Origin of the sequence: Sphingomonas sp. PvP018 (assembly GCF_017876865.1) — a bacterium.
Classification (GTDB): domain Bacteria; phylum Pseudomonadota; class Alphaproteobacteria; order Sphingomonadales; family Sphingomonadaceae; genus Sphingomonas; species Sphingomonas aerolata.
This window is the reverse complement of record NZ_JAGIOU010000001.1, coordinates 2741787-2764857: the sequence shown is the minus strand read 5'-3', so window position 1 is coordinate 2764857 and position 23071 is coordinate 2741787. Positions and strand designations below refer to the sequence as shown.

Genomic DNA, 23071 nt, shown 5'->3' with positions numbered 1-23071 from the left:
GAGTGTCTGGATCCCCGCCTCCGCGGGGATGACGGATTATTGGGAATGATGCGTTGGTAGGTCCAGCCGAATTACTGGACCCCGTGCATCCACTTCTTGATCAGCGGCGAGATGACCAGCAGCAGCACGCCAATTCCTGCCGAGACCAGCCCGATCGTCCAGAACACGCCGGCATAGGTGTCGAGGCTGACCTTGAGATTGGTCACCTGCCCACCGACCGTCTCGACGCTGGCAACCTGTGCGACGATGCCCGCGACATATTGCGCGACCGAGATCGACAGGAACCACACGCCCATCATCAGCCCGACGACGCGCGCGATCGACAGCTTGGTGATCATGCTGAGCCCGACCGGCGAGATGCAGAGCTCGGCGAAGGAGTGGATGAAGTAGAGCCCGGCAAGCCACCAGATCGCGACCTTGAACGTCGGGCCGACCATGCTCGCGCCCCAGACGAGGAACAGGAAGCCGACGCCGACGCCGATCAGCGCGATGCCGAACTTGACCGGGATCGACGGCTCGATGCCCCGGGCGGCGAGCTTGGTCCACAGGATCGACATCACCGGCGCGAGCGCGACGATGAAGAACGCGTTGAAGAACTGGGTCTGCCCGGCCGAGATGCTGAACAGGCCGAAGACGCTGAGATCGGTGTTGCGATCCGCGAACAGCGTGAGGCTCGAGCCGGCCTGCTCGAACAGCGTCCAGAACACGACGTTGAAGACGATCAGCACCATCGCTGCGAGCATCATCTGGAACTCGCGCCGCTCGCCATTGACGAACGACCAGATCAGGATGCCCGGCACCGCGACCAGGAACGTGCCGAACAGCAATTTGCCCATCAGCGACAGCGAGACGATGTAGCCGATGATCCCGGACCCCGGCACCGGCGGCTCGGCGTTCATCAGGTTGACGAACAGCAGGTAGAAGATCGGGATGCCGAGCAGCGCGAGCGCATAGATGCCGAGCGCGCGATCGGGGCCGCTGCGCACCGGCGGCTCGCCATATCCGTTGAGTTTGCCGCCATCGAACTGGATCAGCGTCCACGAGAACAGCATGCCGATCGCCGCCAGCCCGAAGCCGGCCCACCAGCCGAACGCGACCGCGAGGAACGGGCAGAGCAGCTGCGAGAAGAGCGAGCCGAGGTTGATCCCCATGTAGAAGATCGTGAACCCGGCATCGCGGCGCTTGTCGCCCTGCGCATAGAGCTCGCCGACCATCGTCGAGATGTTGGGCTTGAAGAAGCCGTTGCCGACCGAGATCATGCAGAGTGCGAGCAGCATGATCGTGACGTAGAAGCTGCTGCGTTCCGCGCCCGATTCAAAGCTGCCCTTCTCGACCGTCCGCGCGACCGCGCCGTCGGCGGCGAGCAGCGAGACGGTGCCGTCGTCATTGCCCTTGATCTTCAGCTTGTTCGCGCCGTCGACGAGGTAGCGGACCTCGCTGTCGGCCTGCTCGACGACCTGGATCTCATAGCGCTGGTTGGCGATCGTCGCATAGGGCTTGGCGGTCTCGCCGCCGAAGCAGAGCAGCAGATAGCCCATCGCCATGATGATCGCGCCGAACTTCACCGCGCGCTTCGAGCCGAGATACTGGTCGGCGAGATAGCCGCCGACCAGCGGCGTCAGATACACCAGCGCAGTGTAGCCGCCGTACAGCCCGGTCGCCTCGCGGTCGCCGAACACGAAATGCTTGGTGAGGTACAGCGTGAGCAGCGCGCGCATGCCGTAATAGCCGAAACGCTCCCACATCTCGGTGGTGAACAGTCGCGCGAGCTGGCGGGGATGGCCGAACCACGTCTCCCCGCTGGCGGGGTTCACATGGGTGATATCCGGCTCTCGCGGCGTATCCGCGGTCGGGGTGTCCACCATCTTTTACGCTCCCTGAAACGCTGGGCCGCCGTCGAACGCGGCGGCTTCATTGCGGCCTTACCTAGCGGCAAAGCCGGGACTGTAAATATCGGTGGCCGCGGGACCGCCTGCTAAATCGCGGATGCGGCTGTAAATTGCCGCGCCCCGTGCCTATCTGCGGGGCGATGTTCAACGACACTTCCAGCCCGCTTTCGCTGCTCGCGACCCGCCGTTCGGGCAAGCCGCGCGACCTTGTCGCGCCCGGTCCCGATGCCGACCAGCTCGCGCAGATCCTGGCGATCGCGGCGCGCACCCCCGATCATGGCAAGCTGGCGCCGTGGCGGTTCGTGGTGGTCGGCCAGGACCAGCGCACCGCGCTCGCCGCGCTGATCATCGATGCGTACCGCGTCGAGCGGCCGACCGCGTCGCGGACCGAGATCGAGGCGCTCGACCAGTTCGCGCACCAGGCCCCGGCGCTGGTCGTCGTGCTGTCGTCACCCAAGCCGAGCCATATCCCCGTGTTCGAACAGGAATTGTCGACCGGGGCGGCGTGCATGAACCTGCTCCACGCGGTCCACGCGCTGGGCTTTGCGGGCGGCTGGCTCACCGGCTGGCCGAGCTATTCGGACACGGTGCGCGATGCGTTTGGCGAGGGCCATGAGCGGATCGCCGGGTTCCTGTTCGTCGGCACGCCGTCGCGCCCGCTCGACGAACGGCCCCGCCCCGATATGGAACGTGTCGTCTCGCGCTGGCGGCCCTAGGACTCGACGAAATGGCCAATTGCTGTATTAAGGCAGCATGACAGCGCTCAGCAGCGAAGACAGCCCGGTATATCTCCGCCTCCGCGCCACGATCGCCGCCGGGATATTACGCGGCGACTATCGCGCGGGTGATCAGCTGCCCTCGGTCCGTGCCTTTGCCGCCGAGCATGGCGCCAACCCGCTGACCGTCGCCAAGGCCTATCAGACGTTCCAGGACGACGGCTATGTCGAGGTCCGGCGCGGCGTCGGCATGTTCGTCCTGCCGGGGGCCGCGGAAGCGTTGCGCGTGGCGGAACGCGAGACGTTCGTCACCACGCACTGGCCGCGCATCCTCGGGCATATCGACCTGCTCGGTCTCGAGGCGCGCGACCTGCTGGCGCACGAGCGGGCCTGAGCCACCCCGCGGGATGATCCCGCGCGGCGGGTGATTCAGAACAGCTTCAGCGCCGCGATGTCCTCGACGCTCAGGTCGATCCCGAACAACAGGCTCATGCGAATCCGGTAGACGCGCGGGTCGGTGATCTCGCCTGCCGCCGTGTCGGTGCCCGACCGCCGGCGATAGGTACGCCCCATCAGCGACGCGAAACCGTTGGGCAGGACGATGCTCGCGATCGCGGTCTGCGTGAAGCGGCTCGCGGGGGCGGTCGACGTCCAGTGATTGCCGAGCAGCAGATCAGCGTCGAACACCTCGGCGAGCGTGAAGCTGTATTGCGGCTGGAACCCGCCGCTCGCGCCGCGTCCGTCGGTGGTCATCGGATCCCCGTCGCGCAGCAGCATCCAGCCCTGTTCGCCGTGATCGCGGCTGGTCGCCTCGAGCCGGAAGCGCGCGCCATCGGGCGCGGTCGCCTCGGCCCCGTCCGCGAGCGGGAGCACGGGCGTGTAGCTGCCGCCGAAGCCGGTGTCGGCGATCCAGGCCTGCCCGTCGATCGTCACCAGCGAAAAGGTGTGCGTGAGCGGCGGCACCTCGGTCGCGGCGATCCAGACGCGGGCGAGCACCGGGCGGGCGGCAAAGCCGAGTTCGGCGAGCGCGTCGAGGAACAGCCGGTTATGCTCGAAGCAATAGCCACCGCGGCGCGCGGTCACGAGCTTGGCGAACACCGAGGCGCTGTCGATCGCGATGCCGCGGCCGAGCACGACGTCGAGATCCTCGAACGGGATGGCGAGCCGGTGCGCCAGCTGCAACCGGCCGAGGCCGATCGAATCGAGCGTGGGCCGCGCGGGCATGGCGACACGGGTCAGATAGGCGTCGAGATCGAACATCGGTCGGGGGGTCCTCGTTTGGGTTTGCCCATACCGTGCGTGTGGCGCGGCCGTCGAGTGCTGAAGGGCGGGTGGGGGCTGTTAGGGGGCAGCCGCGGTTCTGGGGCGGGCGTGCGCCACGCGTACGTACGCCCCCCGCCGCCGCGTGCATACGTCCCCCGCCGCCGCGCGCATACATCCCCCGCCGCCGCCCCTCACCCCCGCCGTTCGTGCTGAGCGAAGTCGAAGCACCTGGGCTTGGGGCAGCCCTTCGACTGCGCTCAGGGCGAACGGGGTGGGTGTGGGAGCGGGGCGAATGGAAGCGGGGCGAACGGGGGTGGGGCGGACGGGGGTGAGTGTACCAGCCCCTCCGTCATCCTGGGCTCGACCCAGGATCCAGAGCCACGGACGCCCGCATGCGTGGCTCTGGATCCTGACTTTCGTCAGGATGACGGGAGGGGGACTTACGCCGCGAACAGCGCCGGTTCGATCGCGTAGAGCACCGCCGCGCTGGCGCTGGCGGCGGCGACGAGGCCCATGGCTTCGGGGACGATCTGTTCGAGGTAGAAGCGCACCGAGGCCGCCTTCATCCGTCCGAAATCGTTGGTGCCGGCGACCGCACCCTGGCGCTCCATCAGCCAGCCGCAGGTCGCGACCGACAGCATCGTCAGGAAGGGATAGCTCGCGGCGAGCTTGTCGTCGGCATCCGCGGTGGCGAGGCGGCGGCCGATCGCGTCGCAGGCGTCGACGAGCGCGAGCAGCCGTTCGTCCCTGGCTTCCGCACGGATGTCGGCGATCAGCGTGGCGAACGCGCCGCCATTGTCGAGCGCGAGCTTGCGGCCGACCAGATCGGCGGCCTGGATGCCGTTGGTGCCTTCGTAGATCGGCGTGATGCGCGCATCGCGGAAATACTGCGCGGCGCCGGTTTCCTCGACATAGCCCATGCCGCCATGCACCTGGATGCCGAGCGAGGCGACCTCGTTGCCGATGTCGGTGCCGTGCGCCTTGGCCAGCGGGGTGACGAGTTCGAGGCGATTGCGCGCCGCGGCGTCGCCCATATTGGCGCGGTCGACCTGCCCGGCGGCATAATAGACGAGCGCGCGCGCCGCCTGGGTCTGCGCCTTCATCCGCAGCAGCATGCGGCGGACGTCAGGATGCTCGACGATCTTCACCGACTCCTTGTTCGGCGAGCCCGCGCGCGCCGACTGGACGCGGTCGAGCGCATAGGCGACCGCGCCCTGCGTCGCGCCCTCGGCGACCTGCACGCCCTGAAGCCCGACATTGAGCCGCGCATTGTTCATCATCGTGAACATTGCACGGATGCCGCCGAGTTCCGCACCGATCAGCTCGCCGACGCAGTCGTCATTATCGCCGAAGCTCAGCACGCAGGTGGGCGAGGCGTGGAGGCCCATCTTGTGCTCGATCGAGACGACGCGGACGTCGTTGAAGTCGCCGGGCGTGCCGTCGTCGTTCAGGCGGTATTTCGGCACCAGGAACAGCGAAATGCCCTTGGTCCCCGCGGGCGCGCCGGGCGTCCGCGCGAGGACGAGGTGGACGATGTTCGGCGCCATGTCGTGATCGCCGAACGAGATGTAGATCTTGGTGCCCTTGATGCTCCACTTGCCATCACCCAGCGGGGTGGCGGTGGCGCGCAGCGCGCCGACGTCGGAGCCGGCCTGCGGCTCGGTCAGGTTCATCGTGCCGGTCCATTCGCCGGTCGCGAGATGCGGGAGGTAGAGCGCCTGCTGCTCCGGGCTGCCGTGATGCGCGAGCGCCTCGATCGCGCCGACGGTCAGCGTCGGGCAGAGCGCGAAGCCCATGTTCGCCGAGCCCAATGTGTCGAGCACCGCGGTCTGGATTGCAAAGGGCAGGCCCTGCCCGCCCCATTCCTCCTCGACGCCGATCGTGCCCCAGCCGCCCTCGACATAGTCCTTGTAGGCCTGGGCGAAGCCGTCGGGCATGACGACCCCGTCGGGGGTCCATTTCGCGCCGACCGTGTCGCCCGCGCGGTTGAGCGGCGCCCATTCGCCCGCGGCGAACTGTCCCACGCCTTCGAGCACCGCGTCGACGACGTCGTCGCTGGCGGCGGCGAACCGGTCGGTGGCGGCGAGTTCGCCGATCCGCACGACGTGATCGAGCACGAAACGCTGTTCGGTGGTTGCTGGGGTGAAGGCCATGGCATCCTCTTATCGCTATGCTTTGCGCCCGCTATAGGCCTTCAGAATGACGCGTCCACACCCCCTGATTTTACCCTACGGCACCGCGGCAATCGCGCAGGCGGCAGCGATGATTCGCGCCGGCGGACTCGTCGCGGTGCCGACCGAGACGGTCTACGGACTCGCCGCGGATGCGACCGACGCGCAGGCGGTGGCGGGAATCTATGCCGCCAAGGGACGGCCGAGCTTCAACCCGCTGATCGTGCATGTCGCGGATCTCGCCGCGGCCGAACGGATCGCGGTGTTCGATGCGGACGCGCGCGCGCTGGCCGCGGCGTTCTGGCCGGGGCCGCTGACGCTGGTGCTGCCGGTGCGCCGCGATTCGGGGATCGCCGCGCTGGTGACCGCGGGGCTCGACACGATCGCGATCCGGGTGCCGCGGCACCGCGCGATGCAGGCGCTGATCGCGGCATCGGGGCGGCCGCTCGCGGCGCCGTCGGCCAATGCGAGCGGGGGGATCTCGCCGACGACGGCGGCGCATGTCGCGGCGAGTCTGAGGGGGAACGTGCCGCTGATCCTCGACGACGGCGCGACCGAGGCGGGGCTCGAGTCGACGATCGTGGCGGGGCGGACGGTGTTGCGGCCGGGGCCGGTGACGGCGGAGTTGCTCTTAAGCCACCTCCCCGGCGAAGGCCGGGGCCCAGGTGGAGAGGTCGCTGTAACTAAGGGCGACGGGCCTCACGATCGTCCCCCAACTGGGCCCCGGCCTTCGCCGGGGGGGCGTGCGGTTACGGCGCCCGGGCAGCTTGAAAGCCATTATGCGCCGAGCAAGTTGCTTCGGTTGGACGCGCTCGATGCCGAGGCCGACGAGTGGCTGATCGGGTTCGGGGCGATTGCAGGGGATGTAACGCTATCCGCTTCAGGCGACCTCGTCGAAGCCGCTGCGAAGCTGTTCGATCTGCTCCACGCTGCCGATGCGAACGACCATCCGAGGATCGCCGTTGCACCCATTCCGTCCGAAGGCATCGGCGAGGCGATCAACGACCGCCTCCGCCGCGCCGCACACCGCTGACCTGTTCCCCCGCGCAGGCGGGGGAACAGGAGTTACGTTGGCATCCGGTACTTAGCTGGGCCCCCGCGTCCGCGGGGGAACAGCGTCGTTACGCGCTGACCGCCGCCTTCGACCGTGCGGCGAAGCTCTTGCGGAGCTTCTGCAGCTTGGGGGGGATCACCGCCATGCAATAGGGGTTGGAGCGGCCTGAGGTTTCCCAATAGTCCTGATGATAGCCTTCGGCCTCGTACCAGGTGGTCATCGGCTCGATCGTCGTGACGATCGGCTTGGCGCTGTCCGCCTGTGCACGCTCGAGCGCCGCCTGCATCTCGGCCTTTTGCGCGTCGTCGGCGGGGAACATTGCCGAACGATATTGCGTGCCGACGTCGTTGCCCTGGCGGTTGAGCGTCGTCGCGTCATGCGTCGCGAAGAAGATGTCGAGCAGGTCGCCGAGCTTCAGCTGCTCGGGATCGAAGCCGATCCGGATCGCCTCGGCATGGCCGGTATCGCCGCCGCACACCTGTTTGTACGTCGGATCAGGCACATGCCCGCCGATATAGCCGCTCTCGGCGCTCTCGACGCCGATCACGTCCTTGAACACGGCCTCGGTGCACCAGAAGCACCCGCCCGCCAGCGTTACATAATCCGTCATCACGATCTCCTTTCCGCCAAGATAGGAAGCCGCTACCCCGCAGCAAAGAGGAGACGCATGTGATCGACGGTCCAAGGCTTGATGGCAGGGTGATGGTAACGGGCGGCGCCGGCTATATCGGCAGCCATGCGGTCCTGGCGCTGCTCGACGCGGGGCATGAGGTGGTCGTGGTCGACAATCTGGTCACCGGCTTCGACTGGGCGGTCGATCCGCGCGCGACTTTGGTCGAGGCGAACGTCGCCGACGATGCGAAGGTCCGCGCGGCGATCCGCGATCACAAGGTCCGCGCGATCATGCATTTCGCCGGCTCGGTCGTGGTGCCCGAATCGGTCAGCGACCCGCTCAAATATTACCGCAACAACACCGCCGCCAGCCGGTCGCTGATCGAGAGCGCGGTGGCGGAAGGCGTGCCGCACTTCATCTTCTCGTCGACCGCGGCGACCTATGGCACGCCCGAAAAGGTGCCGGTCGCCGAGGGCGATCCGACCGTGCCGATCAATCCCTACGGCATGTCGAAGCTGATGACCGAGGCGATGCTGCGCGACGTCGCGGCGGCGCACCCGATCAACTATGCCGCGCTGCGCTACTTCAACGTGGCGGGCGCGGATCCGCAGGGGCGCAGCGGCCAGTCGACGATCGGCGCGACTCACTTGATCAAGATCGCGGTCGAGGCGGCGACGGGCAAGCGCAGCCATGTCGGCGTCTATGGCACCGATTTCGCCACCCCCGACGGCACCGGCGTGCGCGACTATATCCATGTCAGCGACCTTGCCGCCGCGCATGTCGCCGCACTCGACCTGCTGGTCGCCGAGCCGGCGAAGAGCCACACGCTGAACGCGGGCTATGGCACCGGCTTCTCGGTGCTCGAGGTGCTCGATGCGGTCGACAAGGTCACCAACATGACGATCGACCGCCGCCTCGAGGGGCGTCGCGCGGGCGATCCGGCCATGCTGATCTCGGACAACAGCGCGATCCTCGCGACGCTCGACTGGACGCCGCGCCATGCCGATCTCGACGGGATCGTCCGCGATGCGCTGGCCTGGGAACGCACGCTCGCCGAACGCCAGCGCTAGGACCGGGCCCGATCAGGCGTCGGCGGGCGGGCGACCAAAGGCGTGGCGCTCGCCGCCGATCGCCGCCCGGGCGCGCGCCGTTGCGAGCCACCAGCCGAGCGCCCACAGCGTTCCGAAGCTCCAGCCGGCGAGCACGTCGCTCGGCCAGTGGACGCCGAGATAGACGCGGCTGCATCCGATCGCACCGACCATCAGGATCGCCATGACGAGGATGTAGCGCCGCGCCGCATTCGACACGGTGACCTGCGATGCGAGCCCGGCGAGCGTGAGATAGACGATCGCGCTGTTCGCCGAATGCCCGCTCGGGAAACTCATGTTCGACACCCGGACCAGATGGTCGACGATGTCGGGTCGCGGCCGCGCGACCTCGGTCTTGACCAGCGCGACGACCATCCCGCCACTGATACTGGCGGCGAGCGTCGCCGCCGCGCTGAGCCAGAGCCGCTGGACCGCGAGCAGCCCCGCCGCCAGCACCACGATGATCGTCAGCACGACGCCGCCGCCGAGCGCGGTGACGTCGGCGGCGACCTTGGGCAGCCAGGACGGTCCGCCCCAGGCGCGCAGGTTGAGGATGATCGCGCGGTCGAAATCGAACGGCCAGTGGCCGACCGCAAGACCGATCAGCAGGACGAGCGCGATGGCGACCGCGCCGACCGATGCGCCCGCGAGCACCACCGGCAGGCGACGGCGATGCGCCTCGCCCGGGGTGGCGACGCCAAGCGTCACGCTGCGATCACCCTCGCCACGGCCGGCCGACGCCGTCATGCGGAATTATTCCAGATCGCCCTCGTCGATGACGATGAGCGATGCGGACGGCTTCTTCATCGCGGCTTCGGCGCAGACGTCGACGATCTCGTCGCTGAAACGCTCGAACAGCTCGAGCGCGTCGTCCTCGGGCTCGTCGCCGCTGAGCTCCTTCAGCACGGCATATTTCACCGCGAAATCACGGTCGTCGCCGTCGATCTCGGCGGTGAACTCGACCTGCCGCTCGCGGTCATTGTCGGTAAGGCTGTTCTGGTCGATTACGAGGCTGCTGGCCATGTCTTGAACTCCCGGGGTTACGCGATCGTCCCTGCCCTCGCCCCTCGTGCAGGGCAAGCCGGTAAAACGCGTTTTGCGCTTCGCCGATGCAGGGTTGGTCAGGCAGCGATAACCCGTGAGCCCGGCCTTCGATCCGGGAAAGGTCCACGCTGCGGTGTTTCACCACCCCGAGCGATCAGGCGCCCCATTCGGGCCCGTCCTCGTCGCGGTAGAAGCCGTCGTCGCGGTCGGGTTCGGGCGGGGGTGGTGGCGGGCCGGGATCCGCGATCGGCGGCGGCAGTGAAGGGTCACCCCCGCCGAAGCGGATGCGGATATAGGCGCCCCCCTGATGCATCGCCTGGAACAGCGCGCTCGTCTCCTCGGCCTGCAGCCGCCGGCCGATCATCGGCGCGCGTTCGGCGCTGATATAGCCGAGCTGGATGTCGCGCTCGCTCCACACGCCGACCGCATTCGAATCATGCGGATTCTTCGGTTCGCGGCGCAACGTGACGCGGTCGCCCGGCGCACAGAGCAGGATTTCCATCCGCCGGTTGCTCCGGGTCTTGTCCGCATTGGGGAAGTCGATGCCGACGATCGAGGTGGTGAATTCGTCCATCGCACGACGATGCGCGCGCCGGCGCGGCCGATCAAGCGGTGCGGATCGGGGGGGCGAATCGGGGGGCCGAATCGGGGGCTTGCGAGAGGAGGAGGTGCCGATGGTGGGTCCGCCGGGGCTCGAACCCGGGACCTCTCGATTAAAAGTCGCTTGCTCTACCAACTGAGCTACGGACCCGTACATCGGCTGCGAGCCACTAGGGGCGCAGCCGCGGTCGGTCAACCTTGTGCGCGAGATGGCGGACGCTTTGCCCGGTCAGCGGGTCGCGCCAGCGCGGCGCGATGCGCGCGAGCGGCGCCAGCACGAAGCCGCGGTCCCGGTAGGCGGCGTGCGGCACGGTCAGCCCCGGCCCCCTCCAAACACCCCCCGACCACAGGATGATGTCGAGATCGATCACCCGCGATCCCCAGCGGCGCCCGCGCCGCCGCCCGAACGCGGTCTCGATTCGCTTCAGCCGCGCGAGCAGCACGGGCGGCGAGTCGTCCGTCTCGATCAGCGCGACCGCATTGGCATAGCGCCGGATCGACGGCCCGAGCGGCGCGCTCGCGATGATCGGCGACACGGCGACGACACCGCCGACCGCGGCCAGCGCGGCGCGGATCGTCGCGGCGGGCGCGCCGTGGATCCCGCGCCGATTCGAGCCGAGCGCGATCGCATAGGTTGTCCGCTCCATCCGACCCGCCTAACGCACCGCGATGAACTTCGCACCCTCCCCGCTGCCCGAAACCGAGCCGCCGCACGACTGTCCCAATTGCCCGCGCCTCGTCGCCTTCCGCAACGAACTGCGCGCCGAATTCCCGACCTGGTGGAACGCGCCCGTCCCCGCCTTCGGCGATCCCGACGCATGGCTCGGCATCATCGGCCTCGCCCCCGGCAAGCACGGCGCCAACCGCACCGGCCGCCCGTTCACCGGCGATTTCGCGGGGCAATTGCTCTACGATACGCTCGGCAAGTTCGGGCTGGCAGACGGCGTGTTCGCGGCGAAACCCGATGACGGGCTGAAGCTCAACGGCGCGATCATCATCAACGCGGTCAAGTGCCTGCCGCCGCAGAACAAGCCGACCCCCGAGGAAATCCGCACCTGCCGCCCGTTCGTCGAATCGCAGCTCGCCGAATTGCCCAAGGCGCGGATCTTCATCGCACTTGGCCAGATCGCGCACCAGACCAGCGTCAAGCTGCTCGGCGGGCGCCTGCCCAAGGCAAAGTTCGGCCATCTCGCCGAGCATGTCATGCCCGACGGCCGCATCCTGATCGATAGCTATCACTGCTCACGCTACAACCAGAACACCCGCGTCCTGACCCCCGAGATGTTCGAAGCGGTCTTCGCACGGGCGCTGGAATTGCGGCGCAGCATCGCCGCAGCATAAGCTGCGTCAGACGTCCGCGACGAGCCGCCCGTAAAGATCGGGGCGGCGGTCGCGGAAGAAGCCGAACGCGGCGCGGTGGCGCTTGACGATGTCGAGGTCGATCGTCGCGGTGATCACGCCCTCATCGTCGCGGCCGAGTTCGGCGAGGATATCGCCGCGCTCGTCGGCGATGAAGCTGGTGCCGTAGAAGGTCTGGCCATGCTCGACGCCGACGCGGTTGGCGGCGACGATCGGGACGACGTTGCTGACCGCATGCCCGACCATCGCACGCCGCCACAGCCGCGCGGTGTCGAGGCTGGTGTCGTGCGGCTCGCTGCCGATCGCGGTCGGGTAGAACAGGACCTCGGCGCCCATCAGCATCATCGCGCGCGCGGTCTCGGGATACCATTGGTCCCAGCAGACGCCGACGCCGAGCGTCGAGCGCCCCTGCGCCGCGGCATGCGGCCAGACCTTGAAGCCGGTATTGCCGGGGCGGAAATAGAATTTTTCCTCATAGCCCGGGCCGTCAGGGATGTGGCTCTTGCGATAGACGCCCTGCACCTCGCCGTCGGGGCCGATCATCGCGAGGCTGTTATAGTGATGCGGGCCATCGGCCTCGAAGAAGCTGGTCGGGATCGTGACCTTGAGCGCCTCGGCGAGCGCCTGCATCGCGAGCACCGCCTTGTGCTCGCCGACGGGGGCGGCGTTGGCGAACAGGCCCTCGTCCTCGACACGGCAGAAATATTCGCCCTCGAACAATTCGGGCGGCAGGATCACCTGCGCGCCACGTGCCGCAGCTTCGCGGACCAGCCGCGAGACATTGGCGATGTTCTTGTCGATATCGGCAGTGAAGCCGAGCTGGAGCGCGGCGACGGTGATCTCGGTCATGCGAATTCCTATAGCGTCACGCCGAAGCGCGCCGCGATTGCGACGACCGCGAGATAGAGAAGGATCGTCAGGACGCAACCGGCAGCGAGCGAAACCCAGAAGCCGACGCCGTGCCGCAACAGCACCGGAATCAGCAGGAACATCGGCAGCGAGGGCAGCACGTACCAGAAGGTCGCCTCGGCATGTGCGGCCAGCCGGACGCGGTCACCGGTGTCGTGCCACAGCCAGATCATGCCGAGCACCGACAGCAGCGGCAGCGACGCGACCAGCGCCCCTGCCGCCGGACTCCGCCGGGCGATGACCGCGATCAGCGCGACGATGATCCCGGACAGGACCGCGCGGACCGCGAAGGCGAGCATCAGCCGGGGATTTGCTGGCTGATGCAGTGGAAGCTGCCGCCGCCGGTCAGGATATGGTCCGCACGCTGCCCGACGACCTGACGATCGGGGAAGATCGCCTGGATCGCCGCGACCGCGGCGCCGTCATTCTCCGCACCGTAGAGCGGGACGACGACGGCCGCATTGCCGATGTAGAAGTTCATGTAGCTGGCCGGCACGATTTCCTCGTCGCGCAGCACGCGGCCGGGCGACGGGATGCTGACCACCGTCAGGCCGGCGCGTTCCGCATCGCGCTTCGCCAGCTGATAGACCTGCCAGTTGGGGTCGTTCTCGGCTGCCTCGGGGATCGCGACGCGGCCCTCGCCGACGAAGCGCGCGAGATTGTCGACATGGCCGTCGGTATGATCGTTGACGAGGCCGTCGCCGAGCCACACGACCTGGCTGAAGCCGAGGTCGGACTTCAGGCGCGCCTCGATCCCCGCCTTGTCGAGGTCGGGGTTGCGGTTGCGGTTGAGCAGGCACTGTTCGGTCGTGACGACCACGCCGGTGCCGTCGCCATCGACCGCGCCGCCTTCGAGCACCCAGTCGAACGCCGCGAGCGTCTTGCCGCGACTCTCGGCGAGACGGCGGCCGATCGTGTCGTCGCCGGGCAGGTCGTATCTGCCGCCCCAGCCGTTGAACACGAACTGGTGCGCGGTGCCGTCGCCGACGATGATCGGCGCGGTGTCGCGCAGCCAGATGTCGCCGAACGGCTCGACCACGACCTCGGCGAACGGCGCGAGCCGGCGCGCGGTCCGCGCCGAGCCCTCGTCCGCGGCAACCAGGATCACCGTCTCGCCCTTACCGTCGGCATGGACTGCGGACGCAAAGGCGACGACCTCGTCACGCGCGGGTTCGAGATCGTCGAGCCACAGATCGGCATGGCTCGGAAAGCCGATCCACACGGCCTTGTGATGGGCCCATTCGGCGGGCGGGGGGAGTGTCGTCACTTACTTGGCTCCTGCGCGATCTTTGTCGCGGATGTTGCGGAATTCGGCGGTCTTGTACCAGTTGGGCCACAGCCCGGTGTCGTCGGCGAGCTTGCGGCCGAGCCCGTAATAGATCGTCAGATCCTCGACCGCACCCGACCAGTCCCATGTGGCGTCATATTCGTCCGCGGGCTTGTGATAGCGGTTGGCGACATAGTCCTCGCGCGCGGCATGACCCGCCGCGGTGCCGCCGACGACGAGGTCCTCGCCGCTGCCGCCGTCGAGCATCGGCACGCCGAGCTTGGCGAAGCTGAAATGGTCCGAGCGATAATAGCCGCCGCGTTCGGGGTTCGCCTCGACGCCGATCACGCGGCCCTGCGCGGCGACGAACGGCTTGACCAGATCCTCGATCTCCGACTTGCCCGCCCCCGTCAGCACGAAGTCCTTCACGCGGCCGTCGACGTTCAGCACGTCCATGTTCACGCCGCCGACCGTCCGCGCGAGCGGATAGATGGGATGCTCGGCATAATAGCGCGAGCCGAGCAGCCCCGATTCCTCCGCGGTCACCGCGAGGAACGCGAGCGAGCGCTTCGCCGGGCCGGCCTTCACATGCGCCTGTGCGAGCGCGATCAGCCCCGCGGTGCCCGTCGCATTGTCCGCGGCACCGTTGCAGATGTCATCGCCACCCACCGCGTCGCAGCGGCCGAGATGATCCCAATGCGCCGAATACAGCACGTAATCTTCCGGTGCGGTCGTCCCCGGCAGCACGCCGATGACGTTCTTCGACGCCTGGCGCCGGATCGTGTTGGCAAAGCCGGTCGACAGCTTGAGGCCGAGCGGTACCGCCTTGAAGCCCTTCACCTTGGCCGCCGCGGCAAGCGCGGCATAGTCCTTGCCCGCGCTCGCGAAGACGCGCTCGGCGGCAGGCTTCTGCATCCAGCCGACGACCTGCGACTGGTCGAGATGATCGCCCGTCTCGTCGAGTTCGAGCTGCGGGCCGGTCCAGGACGACTGCACCACCGCCCAGGGATAGGCCGCGGGTTCGGTGTCGTGGACGATGATCGCCGCCGCCGCGCCGTGCTTGGCCGCATTCTCGAACTTGTAGGGCCAGCGGCCATACCAGGTCATCGCGCGGCCCTCGAAAGGCCCTTCGCGGCCCATCGTCTGCCAGTCGGCGTCGTTGATGAGGATGACGACGGTCTTCCCCTTCACGTCGACGCCCGCATAATCGTCCCAGCCCTTTTCGGGCGCGGTGATGCCGTAGCCGACGAACACGACGTCGCTGTTCGTCACGGTCGACGTCGGCGCGACGCGGTAGGTGCCGGCGACCATGTCGGTGCGATAGGCGAGGCTGACGGGGGCGGTGCCGCCGGTGAAGACGAACGGCCGGACGTCCTTGGCGGTGATCTCGACCATCGGCACGTCCTGCGTCCAGCTGCCCTTGTTGCCGGGTTTCAGCCCCGCGGCCTTCATCTGCGCGACGAGATAGGCGACGGTCTTGGTTTCGCCCGGCGTGGTCGGCGCGCGGCCTTCATAGGCGTCGGACGACAATGTCTGGGTGACGGTCTTGAGCGTTTCGACCGAGATGGCGGGCGCGGTCTGCGCCGAGGCGGCGGTGCCGAGAAGGAGCAAGGGCAGAAGGGCAGCGCGCATAGGGATCTCCCGGGTGAATGCCGCGCGTTCTGGCAAAGCCGGACCGTGATGTCCACGCAACGAAAAAGGGCGGCCCCGGAGGACCGCCCTTTCCTGATCTGGGCCGCGCCGTGGCGGAGCCACGTCGTCGGACGTCGCCTGCGCGACGCCGGCCGGTCTCGCGTTGCTCGAATTAACGCGAATAGAACTCGACGACGAGGTTCGGTTCCATCTTCACCGGATAGGGCACTTCGTCGAGCGTCGGCACGCGCGTGAAGGTGACCTTGGCGGCGCCGTCGGTGGCGACATAGTCGGGGATCTCGCGCTCGGCGAGGGTCTGTGCTTCCATCACCAGCGCCATCTCCTGCGCCTTGGTGCCCAGCGTGATCTCGTCACCGACGAAGCAGCGACGCGATGCGACGTTGCACTTCACGCCGTTGACGCGGATGTGGCCGTGCGAAACGATCTGGCGGGCCGCGAAGATCGTCGGCGCGAACTTGGCGCGGTAGACGATCATGTCGAGGCGCTGCTCGAGCAGGCCGATCAGGTTCTGACTGGTATCGCCCTTCATGCGCGCGGCTTCGAAATAGCAGGCGCGGAACTGCTTCTCGGTCACGTCGCCATAATAGCCCTTGAGCTTCTGCTTGGCGCGCAGCTGGATACCGAAGTCGCTGACCTTGCCCTTGCGGCGCTGGCCGTGCTGGCCGGGGCCGTATTCACGCTTGTTGACCGGCGACTTGGGGCGACCCCAGATGTTCTCGCCCATACGGCGATCGAGTTTGTACTTTGCGCTTTGACGCTTCGACATGATAAAACCTTTGCAAATGCAAACAACGTTGGTCCCGGTATCGCTCTGCTGGTCGTCATAGGACCCAAGGGTCCGGACAAGGCAGGGCCACCGCTTCACCGGGGTGCAGGGCCATTGCGAAGGCGGGCGCCTAGACGCCGCGCCTGCCAGAGTCAAGCTGGACAGCGTGCGGGCCGCTCGGCAAGAGGCGGCATGACCATCCTATCCGGCCCCGACTGTACCACCATGACCGAGGTCCGCGCGGGCGTCGACGCGCTCGACCGCGAGCTCGTCGCGCTGCTGGCCAGACGCTTTGCCTATATGGACGCCGCCGCGCGCATCAAGCCCGAGCGGGGGCATGTGCGCGACGAGGCGCGCAAGACTCAGGTGATCGAGAATGCCCGGGCGGAGGCCGCGCGGCTGGGGTTGCCGGACGCGGCGATCGCGGATCTGTGGGAGGGGCTGGTCGAGGCGTCGATCGCGTATGAGCTGGCGGCGTTCGACCGGCGTTGAGTCTTCCAACGTACGCCCCCCTGCCCCGTTCGTGCTGAGCGTAGTCGAAGCACCTGCGCTTGGGGCATGCCCTTCGACTTCGCTCAGGACGAACGGGGGGGGGTAGGAGAACGGGCCTGAACGCACCTCTCGCCCCCCGTCAGGCCCTGGGCTTCTTCCCCGCCAGCGACGAGAGCACGCCGCGCATCGTGCGGATTTCCTGGCTCGACCAGCCCGGCTTGGTCAGCAGCGTGCGCAACGTGCGGCGCGTCGTCTGGATCTTGTCGGGCGGATAGAAGAAGCCTGCGCCCATCAGCATCGTGTCGAGCTGGCCGATCATCCCGTCGAGCTCCTCCTGCGGTGCGGGCGGCATGATCGGGTTGATCGACGGCTGGCTGAGCTCGCGCTCCGCGGTCAGCCCCTTGGACCATTCATAGGCGACCAGGATCACCGCCTGGGCGAGGTTGAGCGAGCCGAATTCGGGGTTGATCGGCACCGTGATGATCGTCCGCGCGACCGCGACGTCGTCGGTTTCTAGCCCTGAGCGCTCGGGTCCGAACAGGATGGCGGAGCGGCCGGGGGCGGCGTGGATCTCGGTCGCGGCCTGTTCGGGGGTCATGACGGGCTTGGTGACGCCGCGCTTGCGGACCGTTGTCGCGAAGACCTGCGCACAGTCCGCGGTGGCGGCAGCGACGCTGTCATAGACCTTGGCGTTTTGCAGGACGATGTCGGCACCGCTCGCGGCGGGGCCGGCGGACGGGTTGGGCCAGCCGTCGCGCGGGGAGACGAGGCGCATCTCGACGAGCCCGAAGTTGAGCATCGCGCGCGCGGCCTTGCCGATGTTTTCGCCGAGCTGGGGGCGGACGAGGATTATGACGGGGGGTGGGGTTTCGTCCGCCAAGGTGCTTCGACTTCGCTCAGCACGAACGGGGGGAGGAAGTGTTTCATCAACGGTCACTGGTGGTGAGGCGTCCTCACCCCCCTCCGTTCGCCCTGAGCGAAGTCGAAGGGCACGCTCCCGCGGGGGGATCGCTGCATCGTGCAGATCCGCCCAGTCGCCGCGCGACAGCGCTTCCTTCTTGCGCCGCGACCAGCCCTTGACCTGGAACTCGGCCGCGAGGGCCTCCTGCCGGGACGGGAAGTCCTGGCTCCACATCAGCTCGACCGGGCGGCGCGTCTGTGTGTAGCCGGCCACCTCGCCGAGGTTGTGCTGGCCGATCCGGCGTTCGAGATCGTCCGTATGTCCGGTGTAATAACTGTCGTCGGCGCAGCGCACCATATAGGCCCAGAATGTCATGGCCGGGGCTTACGCGGTGGCGTGGTGGTCAAACAAGTCCTTCGACTTCGCTCAGGACGAACGGGGTGGGGGGTGGCGTACCTCACCAGCTTTCCGTTCGCCCTGAGCGCAGTCGAAGGGCCCCCGCCAGGGAAACGACCGACGGTCAGATCACTCCGCCCGCCCGACCTCCTCGACACTCCCGGCAAACGCCTCGAAGTCCTTCGCCTCGCTGAAGTCCCGGTACACGCTCGCAAACCGGATATACGCGACTGAATCGAGCCCCTTGAGCCCGTCCATCACCATCTCGCCGATCCGTTTCGACGTAACGTCGTTCTCGCCCAGCGTCTCGAGCCGGCGCTGGATGCCGCTGACGAGCTTCTCGATCCGTCCCGGCTCGATCGCGCGTTTGCGCGTGGCGATCGAGAGCGAGCGGAGCAGCTTCTCGCGGTCGAATGGCTCCCTGCGCCCCTCGCTTTTCAGTACGAACAGTTCGCGCAGCTGGATGCGCTCGAACGTCGTGAAACGCGCGGCGCAGCCTTCGCACTGGCGCCGGCGCCGGATCGCCGCCCCGTCTTCGGTGGGGCGGCTGTCCTTGACCTGGCTGTCTTCATGTCCGCAAAAGGGGCAGCGCATTCAGACCTTCTTCTTGCCCTTGTAATAGGCGTAGCCCGCGCCCGCGAGCGCGCCGAAGATCGGGCCGATCACCGGCACTGGAATCGCGACGACCGCGCCGAGTGCGCTCCACTTGGCCATGCTCTTGCCGAGACCCGGGGTCGCCTTGATGTCGTTCTGGATGTCATCGATCTTCGACATGCTCGTTATCCTTGATAGATGGGGAAGCGTGCGCACAGCGTGCGAACACGTGCCCGAACGTCCGCCTCGACCTGCGGGTCCCCATGCTCGCCCTTTTTCGCGAGCCCGTCCAGCACGTCGGCGACCATGTTGCCGATCTCGCGGAATTCGGCGGGGCCGAAGCCGCGCGTGGTGCCGGCAGGGGTGCCGACGCGGATGCCGCTGGTCTTCATCGGCGGGAGCGGATCGTTGGGAATGCCGTTCTTGTTGCAGGTGATGCCTGCGCGCTCGAGCGCCTCGTCCGCATCGCGACCGGTGATGCCGAGCGGGGTGAGGTCGATCAGCGCGAGATGCGTGTCGGTGCCGCCCGAGACGACGTCCGAGCCGCGCTCCTTGAGCGTCGCCGCGAGCACCTTCGCATTCTCGACGACGGCGGCGATATAGCTCTTGAAGTCGGGCTGGAGCGCCTCGCCGAACGCGACCGCCTTGGCTGCGATCACGTGCATCAGCGGCCCGCCCTGGAGCCCGGGGAACACCGCCGAGTTGATCTTCTTCGCTACGCCCTCGTCATTCGTCATGATCATGCCGCCGCGCGGACCGCGCAGCGTCTTGTGCGTGGTGGTGGTCACGACATGCGCATGACCGAACGGCGTCGGGTGAAGCCCCGCCGCGACGATGCCCGCGAAATGCGCCATGTCGACCATGAAATAGGCGCCAACCTTGTCCGCGATGGCGCGGAAGCGGGCGAAGTCGATGACGCGCGGATAGGCCGAGCCGCCCGCGATGATCAGCTTCGGCTGATGCTCGACCGCCAGCGCCTCGACCTGGTCATAGTCGATCAGGTGCGTGGTGGCGTCGACGCCGTACTGAATCGCGTTGAACCACTTGCCCGACTGGGCGGGCTTGGCGCCGTGGGTCAGGTGGCCGCCGGCGTCGAGGCTCATGCCGAGGATCGTGTCGCCGGGCTTGACCAAAGCGAGCATCACCGCGCCGTTCGCCTGCGCGCCCGAATGCGGCTGGACGTTGACGAAGCCGCAGCCGAAGATCTGCTTGGCGCGCTCGATCGCGAGCGTCTCGACCGTGTCCGACGGCGCGCAGCCCTGGTAATAGCGCTTGCCCGGATAGCCTTCGGCATATTTGTTGGTGAAGACCGAGCCCTGCGCCTCGAGCACCGCCTTGGAGACGATGTTCTCGGATGCGATCAGTTCGATCTGGGTCTGCTCGCGCTCGAGCTCCGCCTCGACGCCGGCGAAGACGGCGGCATCGGCATCGGCGAGGCCGCGGGTGAAGAAGCCGTCCGGCTGGACGTCATGGAGCGTATTGGGCTGGGTGCTCATGCGGGGACCTTTGCGGAAGTCCGGTCGACGGCGGAGAGCTTATCGACACGGTGTTGATGACGGCCGCCGGCGAAATCGGCGGACAGGAAGGCGTCTACGCACGCCTTTGCCATTTCCTCGCCGATCAGGCGGGCGCCCATCGCGATGGCATTGGCGTCGTTGTGGATCCGCGCGAGGCTCGCCGACAGCGGCTCGCAGACGAGCGCGCAGCGGCAGGCGGGATTGCGGTTGGCGGCGATCGAGATGCCGATGCCCGAGCCGCACAGCGCGATGCCGCGCTCGGCGCGACCGTCCTCGATCGCGGCGGCCAGCGCATAGCCGTAATCGGGATAATCGACGCTCGCGGTGCCCTCGGGCCCGAAATCGAGCACGTCGTGCCCGGCCTCGCGCAGCCACGCGGTCAGCACCGCTTTCAACGAAACGGCGGCGTGGTCGGACGCGATAGCGATGCGCACCTGGCGTATTCCTGTGATCGGGATCGGGTGCCCAGCCCTTTACCGAGCCGAGCCGGGATTTGCCACACCTGTTCGCGAAGGCGGCGCATGGAGCCTGACGACCCTCCGCCGCCAGGGGGAGGATTGCAATGACCGCCCTGCCGCCTGCAAAGAGAACCCCATGAAAGCTCTCGCCCTAACCGCCGCCCTCGCCCTCGCCGCCTGTTCCGGACCGGCACCCGAGACGCGCGGTGACGCGAGCATGACGTCGGCGGGCGCGACCGAGACGAAGCGCCCCGAAAAGGTTGTCGCAGAGCCGACGCGCGACCTGTCGGGGCGGTGGATCGGCGTCGAGGGCATGGTGCTCGACGTGACGCCGGCGGGCGAACCGGAGCAGTTCCGGCTCGCGATGCAGTGGGATCTCGACCACAAGGGGGTGTTCGATGCGCGCGCGGTCGGCGACACGATCGTCTTCACGCGCGACGGGGTGCGCGAGATCCTGCGGCCGACGAACGGCGACGCGACGGGTCTGAAATATCTGGCCGGCAAGACCGACTGCCTGACGGTCAAGACGGGCGAAGGCTATTGTCGCCGCGGATCAACGCGCTAGTGTCGGTCGCGTGACCCTGTCCAAGCCCCAGGCGGATGCCGCCCGCGCCCATCTCTCGAGCGTCCTGATCCGGACCGGCGAGGAAGACCGTGACGCCTTTCGTGAGCTTTATGCGCTGACCCAGGCGAAGCTTTTCGGGATCACCCTGCGTATCTGTGGCAATGCTCAAGCCGCGGAGGATGTGCTGCACGACGTCTATCTCACGATCTGGAAGCGCGCCGGCGGCTGGGAACCCGGTCGTGCGAGCCCGATCACCTGGCTCGCGACCATCGCGCGCAACCGTGCGATCGACTGGCAGCGCGCACAGGGCGTCCGCCGCGCCTCGCCGATCGACGATGCGCCGGACATTGCCGACCCGCAGCCGAGCGCCGAGGCCTTGCTGCTCGACGACGAGGCGACGCGGCGGTTGCACGCCTGTCTCGAGGGTCTGGAGCAGCAGCAGCGCGACGTGATCCGGACCGCGTTCTTCGATGGCGTGACCTATGCCGAGCTCGCGCTGCGTCGCGCGGTGCCGCTCGGCACGATGAAGAGCTGGGTGCGGCGCGGGCTGGCCCGATTGAAGGATTGCCTCGGTGGCTGATCGTGATCCGCTTGCGGGCGAATTCGCCCTGGGCCTGCTCGAGGGCGACGAGCGGGCCGCGGCGGTGCGTCGCCTGCTCGCCGAACCCGGTTTCGCCGCCGATGTCGAATGGTGGCGCACGCAGTTCGCGGCGCTGTTCGACCTGTGGCCCGAGCATGACGCACCACCGCAGCTCGCGGCGCGGGTCGAGACGAGTCTCGACGCCCTCACCCGCCAATCGGGTCGTGCGACCGACGGCGTGACCACGCTCCGCAGCGGGGCGCGGTCGCCCTGGCCGTGGCTGGCGGCGGCGAGCAGCGCGATCGCCGCGTGTCTGCTGCTGTTCATCGCGGTCGAGCCGCGGTCGGCGCCGCCGGTGTCGCAGCCGATTCCGGCGGCGCGGCCGAGCAGCGTGCTGGTCGCGATGCTGGGCGATGCCAAGTCACCCGTCGCCGCGGTCTACGACCCTGCGACCGGGGCGTTGCGCGTCGCCGCCGGGCCGGGCGTGCCCGATGCGCGAGTCGCGCAGCTCTGGGTGATCGGCGGCGACGGCGTGCCGCATTCGCTCGGGCTGCTTGCCGCGCGGCCGACGGTGCTGGCGCCGCGGGGCGCGGATCGCGGCCGGATCGCGCCGGGCGCGACGCTGGCGATCTCGATCGAACCGCTGGGCGGCTCGCCGACCGGGCTGCCGACCGGTCCGGTCGTCGCGACCGGCGTGGTCGCGCGGGTCTGATGGCGCCCGCGCCCGCGCCCTCCGGTGGCATTCCGCCAATCGCGCGGCTGCTCGGGCTGTCGGGGCTGTTGCCGCAGATCGGCGCGGTCGCGCTGCTGCTCGGCAACGATCCTGCGAGCCGGTTTTCCGCGCTGGCGGTCGCCTATGCCTATGCCGCGCTGATCCTCAGCTTCCTCGGCGGGCTGTGGTGGGGGCTGGCCGCGCGCACCGAGGGCGCGCCGCGCTGGCTGTGGTTCGCGAGCGTCGCGCCGTCGCTGATCGCGCTGGTGACCGCCTGGCCGTGGATGGTCGGGCTGCGCTGGCCGGGGCCGTCGCTGGTGGTGCTCGGGATCAGCCTGATCGGCGCGCTGCTTGTCGACCGCGCGCTGGTCCGCGCGGGGATAGCGCCACCGGGGTGGATGGCGCTGCGCGTGCCGCTGTCGCTGGGGCTCGGTGTCCTGACCCTCGGGGCGGCGGCACTATAG

The 23071-nt window shown here is 68.2% G+C and carries 28 protein-coding genes and 1 tRNA gene; 10 read left to right on the top strand and 19 right to left on the bottom strand.

Annotation, left to right across the window (positions count from 1 at the left end):
- Positions 1–71: 71 nt before the first annotated feature.
- Positions 72–1865: a peptide MFS transporter gene (locus J3A66_RS12280; protein WP_209569114.1), complete on the bottom strand. Its 1794-nt coding sequence runs from the start codon at positions 1863–1865 to the stop codon at positions 72–74.
- 164 nt (positions 1866–2029) lie between these two features.
- Between J3A66_RS12280 and J3A66_RS12275 the strand changes: the two genes are divergently transcribed.
- Both J3A66_RS12275 and J3A66_RS12270 read left to right on the top strand, forming a co-directional pair.
- On the top strand, positions 2030–2605 hold the full coding sequence (locus tag J3A66_RS12275; protein WP_031394567.1) for a nitroreductase: 576 nt from the start codon (positions 2030–2032) through the stop codon (positions 2603–2605).
- Between the two features lie 37 nt (positions 2606–2642).
- A complete protein-coding gene (locus J3A66_RS12270; RefSeq protein WP_209569112.1) occupies positions 2643–2999 on the top strand; it encodes a GntR family transcriptional regulator in 357 nt (118 codons plus the stop codon).
- 35 nt (positions 3000–3034) lie between these two features.
- Here J3A66_RS12270 and J3A66_RS12265 read toward each other — a convergent pair whose 3' ends face one another.
- The gene (locus J3A66_RS12265; protein WP_209569110.1) at positions 3035–3865 is read right to left on the bottom strand and encodes an arylamine N-acetyltransferase; all 831 of its coding nucleotides are present in this window, start codon (positions 3863–3865) and stop codon (positions 3035–3037) included.
- Between the two features lie 443 nt (positions 3866–4308).
- Positions 4309–6021 carry an acyl-CoA dehydrogenase gene (locus J3A66_RS12260; protein ID WP_209569108.1) on the bottom strand — a complete coding sequence of 571 codons (1713 nt, stop codon included), beginning with the start codon at positions 6019–6021 and terminating at the stop codon, positions 4309–4311.
- Positions 6022–6067: 46 nt separating this feature from the next.
- Here J3A66_RS12260 and J3A66_RS12255 point away from each other — a divergent pair, with 46 nt between their 5' ends.
- Positions 6068–7072, top strand: coding sequence for an L-threonylcarbamoyladenylate synthase (locus J3A66_RS12255; protein WP_209569106.1), 1005 nt, complete (start codon positions 6068–6070; stop codon positions 7070–7072).
- Positions 7073–7160: 88 nt separating this feature from the next.
- Here the strand turns inward: J3A66_RS12255 and msrA are convergent, their stop codons facing one another.
- On the bottom strand, positions 7161–7703 hold the full coding sequence (gene msrA, locus J3A66_RS12250) for a peptide-methionine (S)-S-oxide reductase MsrA (protein ID WP_031395728.1): 543 nt from the start codon (positions 7701–7703) through the stop codon (positions 7161–7163).
- A gap of 92 nt (positions 7704–7795) precedes the next feature.
- Between msrA and galE the strand changes: the two genes are divergently transcribed.
- Positions 7796–8776: a UDP-glucose 4-epimerase GalE gene (gene galE, locus J3A66_RS12245; protein WP_209570490.1), complete on the top strand. Its 981-nt coding sequence runs from the start codon at positions 7796–7798 to the stop codon at positions 8774–8776.
- A gap of 12 nt (positions 8777–8788) precedes the next feature.
- Here the strand turns inward: galE and J3A66_RS12240 are convergent, their stop codons facing one another.
- The 5 genes from J3A66_RS12240 to folK all read right to left on the bottom strand — a co-directional run bounded on the left by J3A66_RS12240 (position 8789) and on the right by folK (position 11085).
- Complete coding sequence (locus J3A66_RS12240; RefSeq protein WP_209569104.1) at positions 8789–9541, bottom strand: phosphatase PAP2 family protein; 753 nt, start codon at positions 9539–9541, stop codon at positions 8789–8791.
- Between the two features lie 6 nt (positions 9542–9547).
- The gene (locus J3A66_RS12235) at positions 9548–9817 is read right to left on the bottom strand and encodes a DUF1488 family protein (protein ID WP_031395725.1); all 270 of its coding nucleotides are present in this window, start codon (positions 9815–9817) and stop codon (positions 9548–9550) included.
- A 175-nt stretch (positions 9818–9992) separates the two neighbouring features.
- The gene (locus J3A66_RS12230) at positions 9993–10412 is read right to left on the bottom strand and encodes an HIRAN domain-containing protein (RefSeq protein ID WP_107930800.1); all 420 of its coding nucleotides are present in this window, start codon (positions 10410–10412) and stop codon (positions 9993–9995) included.
- A 101-nt stretch (positions 10413–10513) separates the two neighbouring features.
- A tRNA-Lys gene (locus J3A66_RS12225) sits at positions 10514–10589 on the bottom strand.
- Between the two features lie 19 nt (positions 10590–10608).
- Positions 10609–11085 carry a 2-amino-4-hydroxy-6-hydroxymethyldihydropteridine diphosphokinase gene (gene folK / locus J3A66_RS12220; protein ID WP_209569102.1) on the bottom strand — a complete coding sequence of 159 codons (477 nt, stop codon included), beginning with the start codon at positions 11083–11085 and terminating at the stop codon, positions 10609–10611.
- A 22-nt stretch (positions 11086–11107) separates the two neighbouring features.
- On the opposite strand from folK, the gene J3A66_RS12215 reads away from it, so the two are divergent.
- Complete coding sequence (locus tag J3A66_RS12215; protein ID WP_031441050.1) at positions 11108–11779, top strand: uracil-DNA glycosylase; 672 nt, start codon at positions 11108–11110, stop codon at positions 11777–11779.
- A 6-nt stretch (positions 11780–11785) separates the two neighbouring features.
- Here the strand turns inward: J3A66_RS12215 and aguB are convergent, their stop codons facing one another.
- The 5 genes from aguB to rpsD all read right to left on the bottom strand — a co-directional run bounded on the left by aguB (position 11786) and on the right by rpsD (position 16392).
- Positions 11786–12646 carry an N-carbamoylputrescine amidase gene (aguB, locus tag J3A66_RS12210; RefSeq protein WP_031395228.1) on the bottom strand — a complete coding sequence of 287 codons (861 nt, stop codon included), beginning with the start codon at positions 12644–12646 and terminating at the stop codon, positions 11786–11788.
- 8 nt (positions 12647–12654) lie between these two features.
- Positions 12655–13005 (bottom strand): DUF3147 family protein, encoded by a 351-nt coding sequence (locus J3A66_RS12205; protein ID WP_166746450.1) that lies wholly within the window; start codon positions 13003–13005, stop codon positions 12655–12657.
- A complete protein-coding gene (locus tag J3A66_RS12200; RefSeq protein WP_209569101.1) occupies positions 13005–13973 on the bottom strand; it encodes an agmatine deiminase family protein in 969 nt (322 codons plus the stop codon). The genes J3A66_RS12205 and J3A66_RS12200 overlap by 1 nt, the downstream gene beginning before the upstream one ends.
- The gene (locus J3A66_RS12195) at positions 13974–15605 is read right to left on the bottom strand and encodes a M28 family peptidase (protein ID WP_209569099.1); all 1632 of its coding nucleotides are present in this window, start codon (positions 15603–15605) and stop codon (positions 13974–13976) included.
- Between the two features lie 172 nt (positions 15606–15777).
- Entirely contained in the window at positions 15778–16392 is a 615-nt protein-coding gene (gene rpsD / locus J3A66_RS12190; RefSeq protein ID WP_031394942.1) for a 30S ribosomal protein S4, read from the bottom strand.
- Between the two features lie 192 nt (positions 16393–16584).
- Here rpsD and J3A66_RS12185 point away from each other — a divergent pair, with 192 nt between their 5' ends.
- Positions 16585–16884: a chorismate mutase gene (locus J3A66_RS12185; RefSeq protein ID WP_031394943.1), complete on the top strand. Its 300-nt coding sequence runs from the start codon at positions 16585–16587 to the stop codon at positions 16882–16884.
- Between the two features lie 139 nt (positions 16885–17023).
- Here J3A66_RS12185 and J3A66_RS12180 read toward each other — a convergent pair whose 3' ends face one another.
- From J3A66_RS12180 to rpiB, 5 genes are all read right to left on the bottom strand, one after another.
- The gene (locus tag J3A66_RS12180) at positions 17024–18160 is read right to left on the bottom strand and encodes a TrmH family RNA methyltransferase (RefSeq protein ID WP_209569097.1); all 1137 of its coding nucleotides are present in this window, start codon (positions 18158–18160) and stop codon (positions 17024–17026) included.
- A 150-nt stretch (positions 18161–18310) separates the two neighbouring features.
- The gene (nrdR, locus tag J3A66_RS12175) at positions 18311–18775 is read right to left on the bottom strand and encodes a transcriptional regulator NrdR (RefSeq protein ID WP_056053297.1); all 465 of its coding nucleotides are present in this window, start codon (positions 18773–18775) and stop codon (positions 18311–18313) included.
- Positions 18776–18955: a hypothetical protein gene (locus J3A66_RS12170; protein ID WP_031394946.1), complete on the bottom strand. Its 180-nt coding sequence runs from the start codon at positions 18953–18955 to the stop codon at positions 18776–18778.
- Between the two features lie 5 nt (positions 18956–18960).
- Positions 18961–20271, bottom strand: coding sequence for a serine hydroxymethyltransferase (locus J3A66_RS12165; protein WP_031394947.1), 1311 nt, complete (start codon positions 20269–20271; stop codon positions 18961–18963).
- Positions 20268–20726 carry a ribose 5-phosphate isomerase B gene (rpiB, locus tag J3A66_RS12160; protein WP_209569095.1) on the bottom strand — a complete coding sequence of 153 codons (459 nt, stop codon included), beginning with the start codon at positions 20724–20726 and terminating at the stop codon, positions 20268–20270. Before rpiB ends, J3A66_RS12165 begins: the two co-directional genes overlap by 4 nt.
- A gap of 160 nt (positions 20727–20886) precedes the next feature.
- Between rpiB and J3A66_RS12155 the strand changes: the two genes are divergently transcribed.
- Genes J3A66_RS12155 through J3A66_RS12140 form a run of 4 tightly spaced genes read left to right on the top strand, consistent with a single transcriptional unit; the run spans position 20887 to position 23071 of the window.
- On the top strand, positions 20887–21315 hold the full coding sequence (locus J3A66_RS12155) for a hypothetical protein (protein WP_209569093.1): 429 nt from the start codon (positions 20887–20889) through the stop codon (positions 21313–21315).
- Between the two features lie 10 nt (positions 21316–21325).
- Positions 21326–21895 (top strand): sigma-70 family RNA polymerase sigma factor, encoded by a 570-nt coding sequence (locus J3A66_RS12150; RefSeq protein WP_031441039.1) that lies wholly within the window; start codon positions 21326–21328, stop codon positions 21893–21895.
- Positions 21888–22607 (top strand): anti-sigma factor, encoded by a 720-nt coding sequence (locus J3A66_RS12145; RefSeq protein ID WP_236559178.1) that lies wholly within the window; start codon positions 21888–21890, stop codon positions 22605–22607. Before J3A66_RS12150 ends, J3A66_RS12145 begins: the two co-directional genes overlap by 8 nt.
- Positions 22607–23071, top strand: coding sequence for a DUF3429 domain-containing protein (locus tag J3A66_RS12140; RefSeq protein WP_183936077.1), 465 nt, complete (start codon positions 22607–22609; stop codon positions 23069–23071). Before J3A66_RS12145 ends, J3A66_RS12140 begins: the two co-directional genes overlap by 1 nt.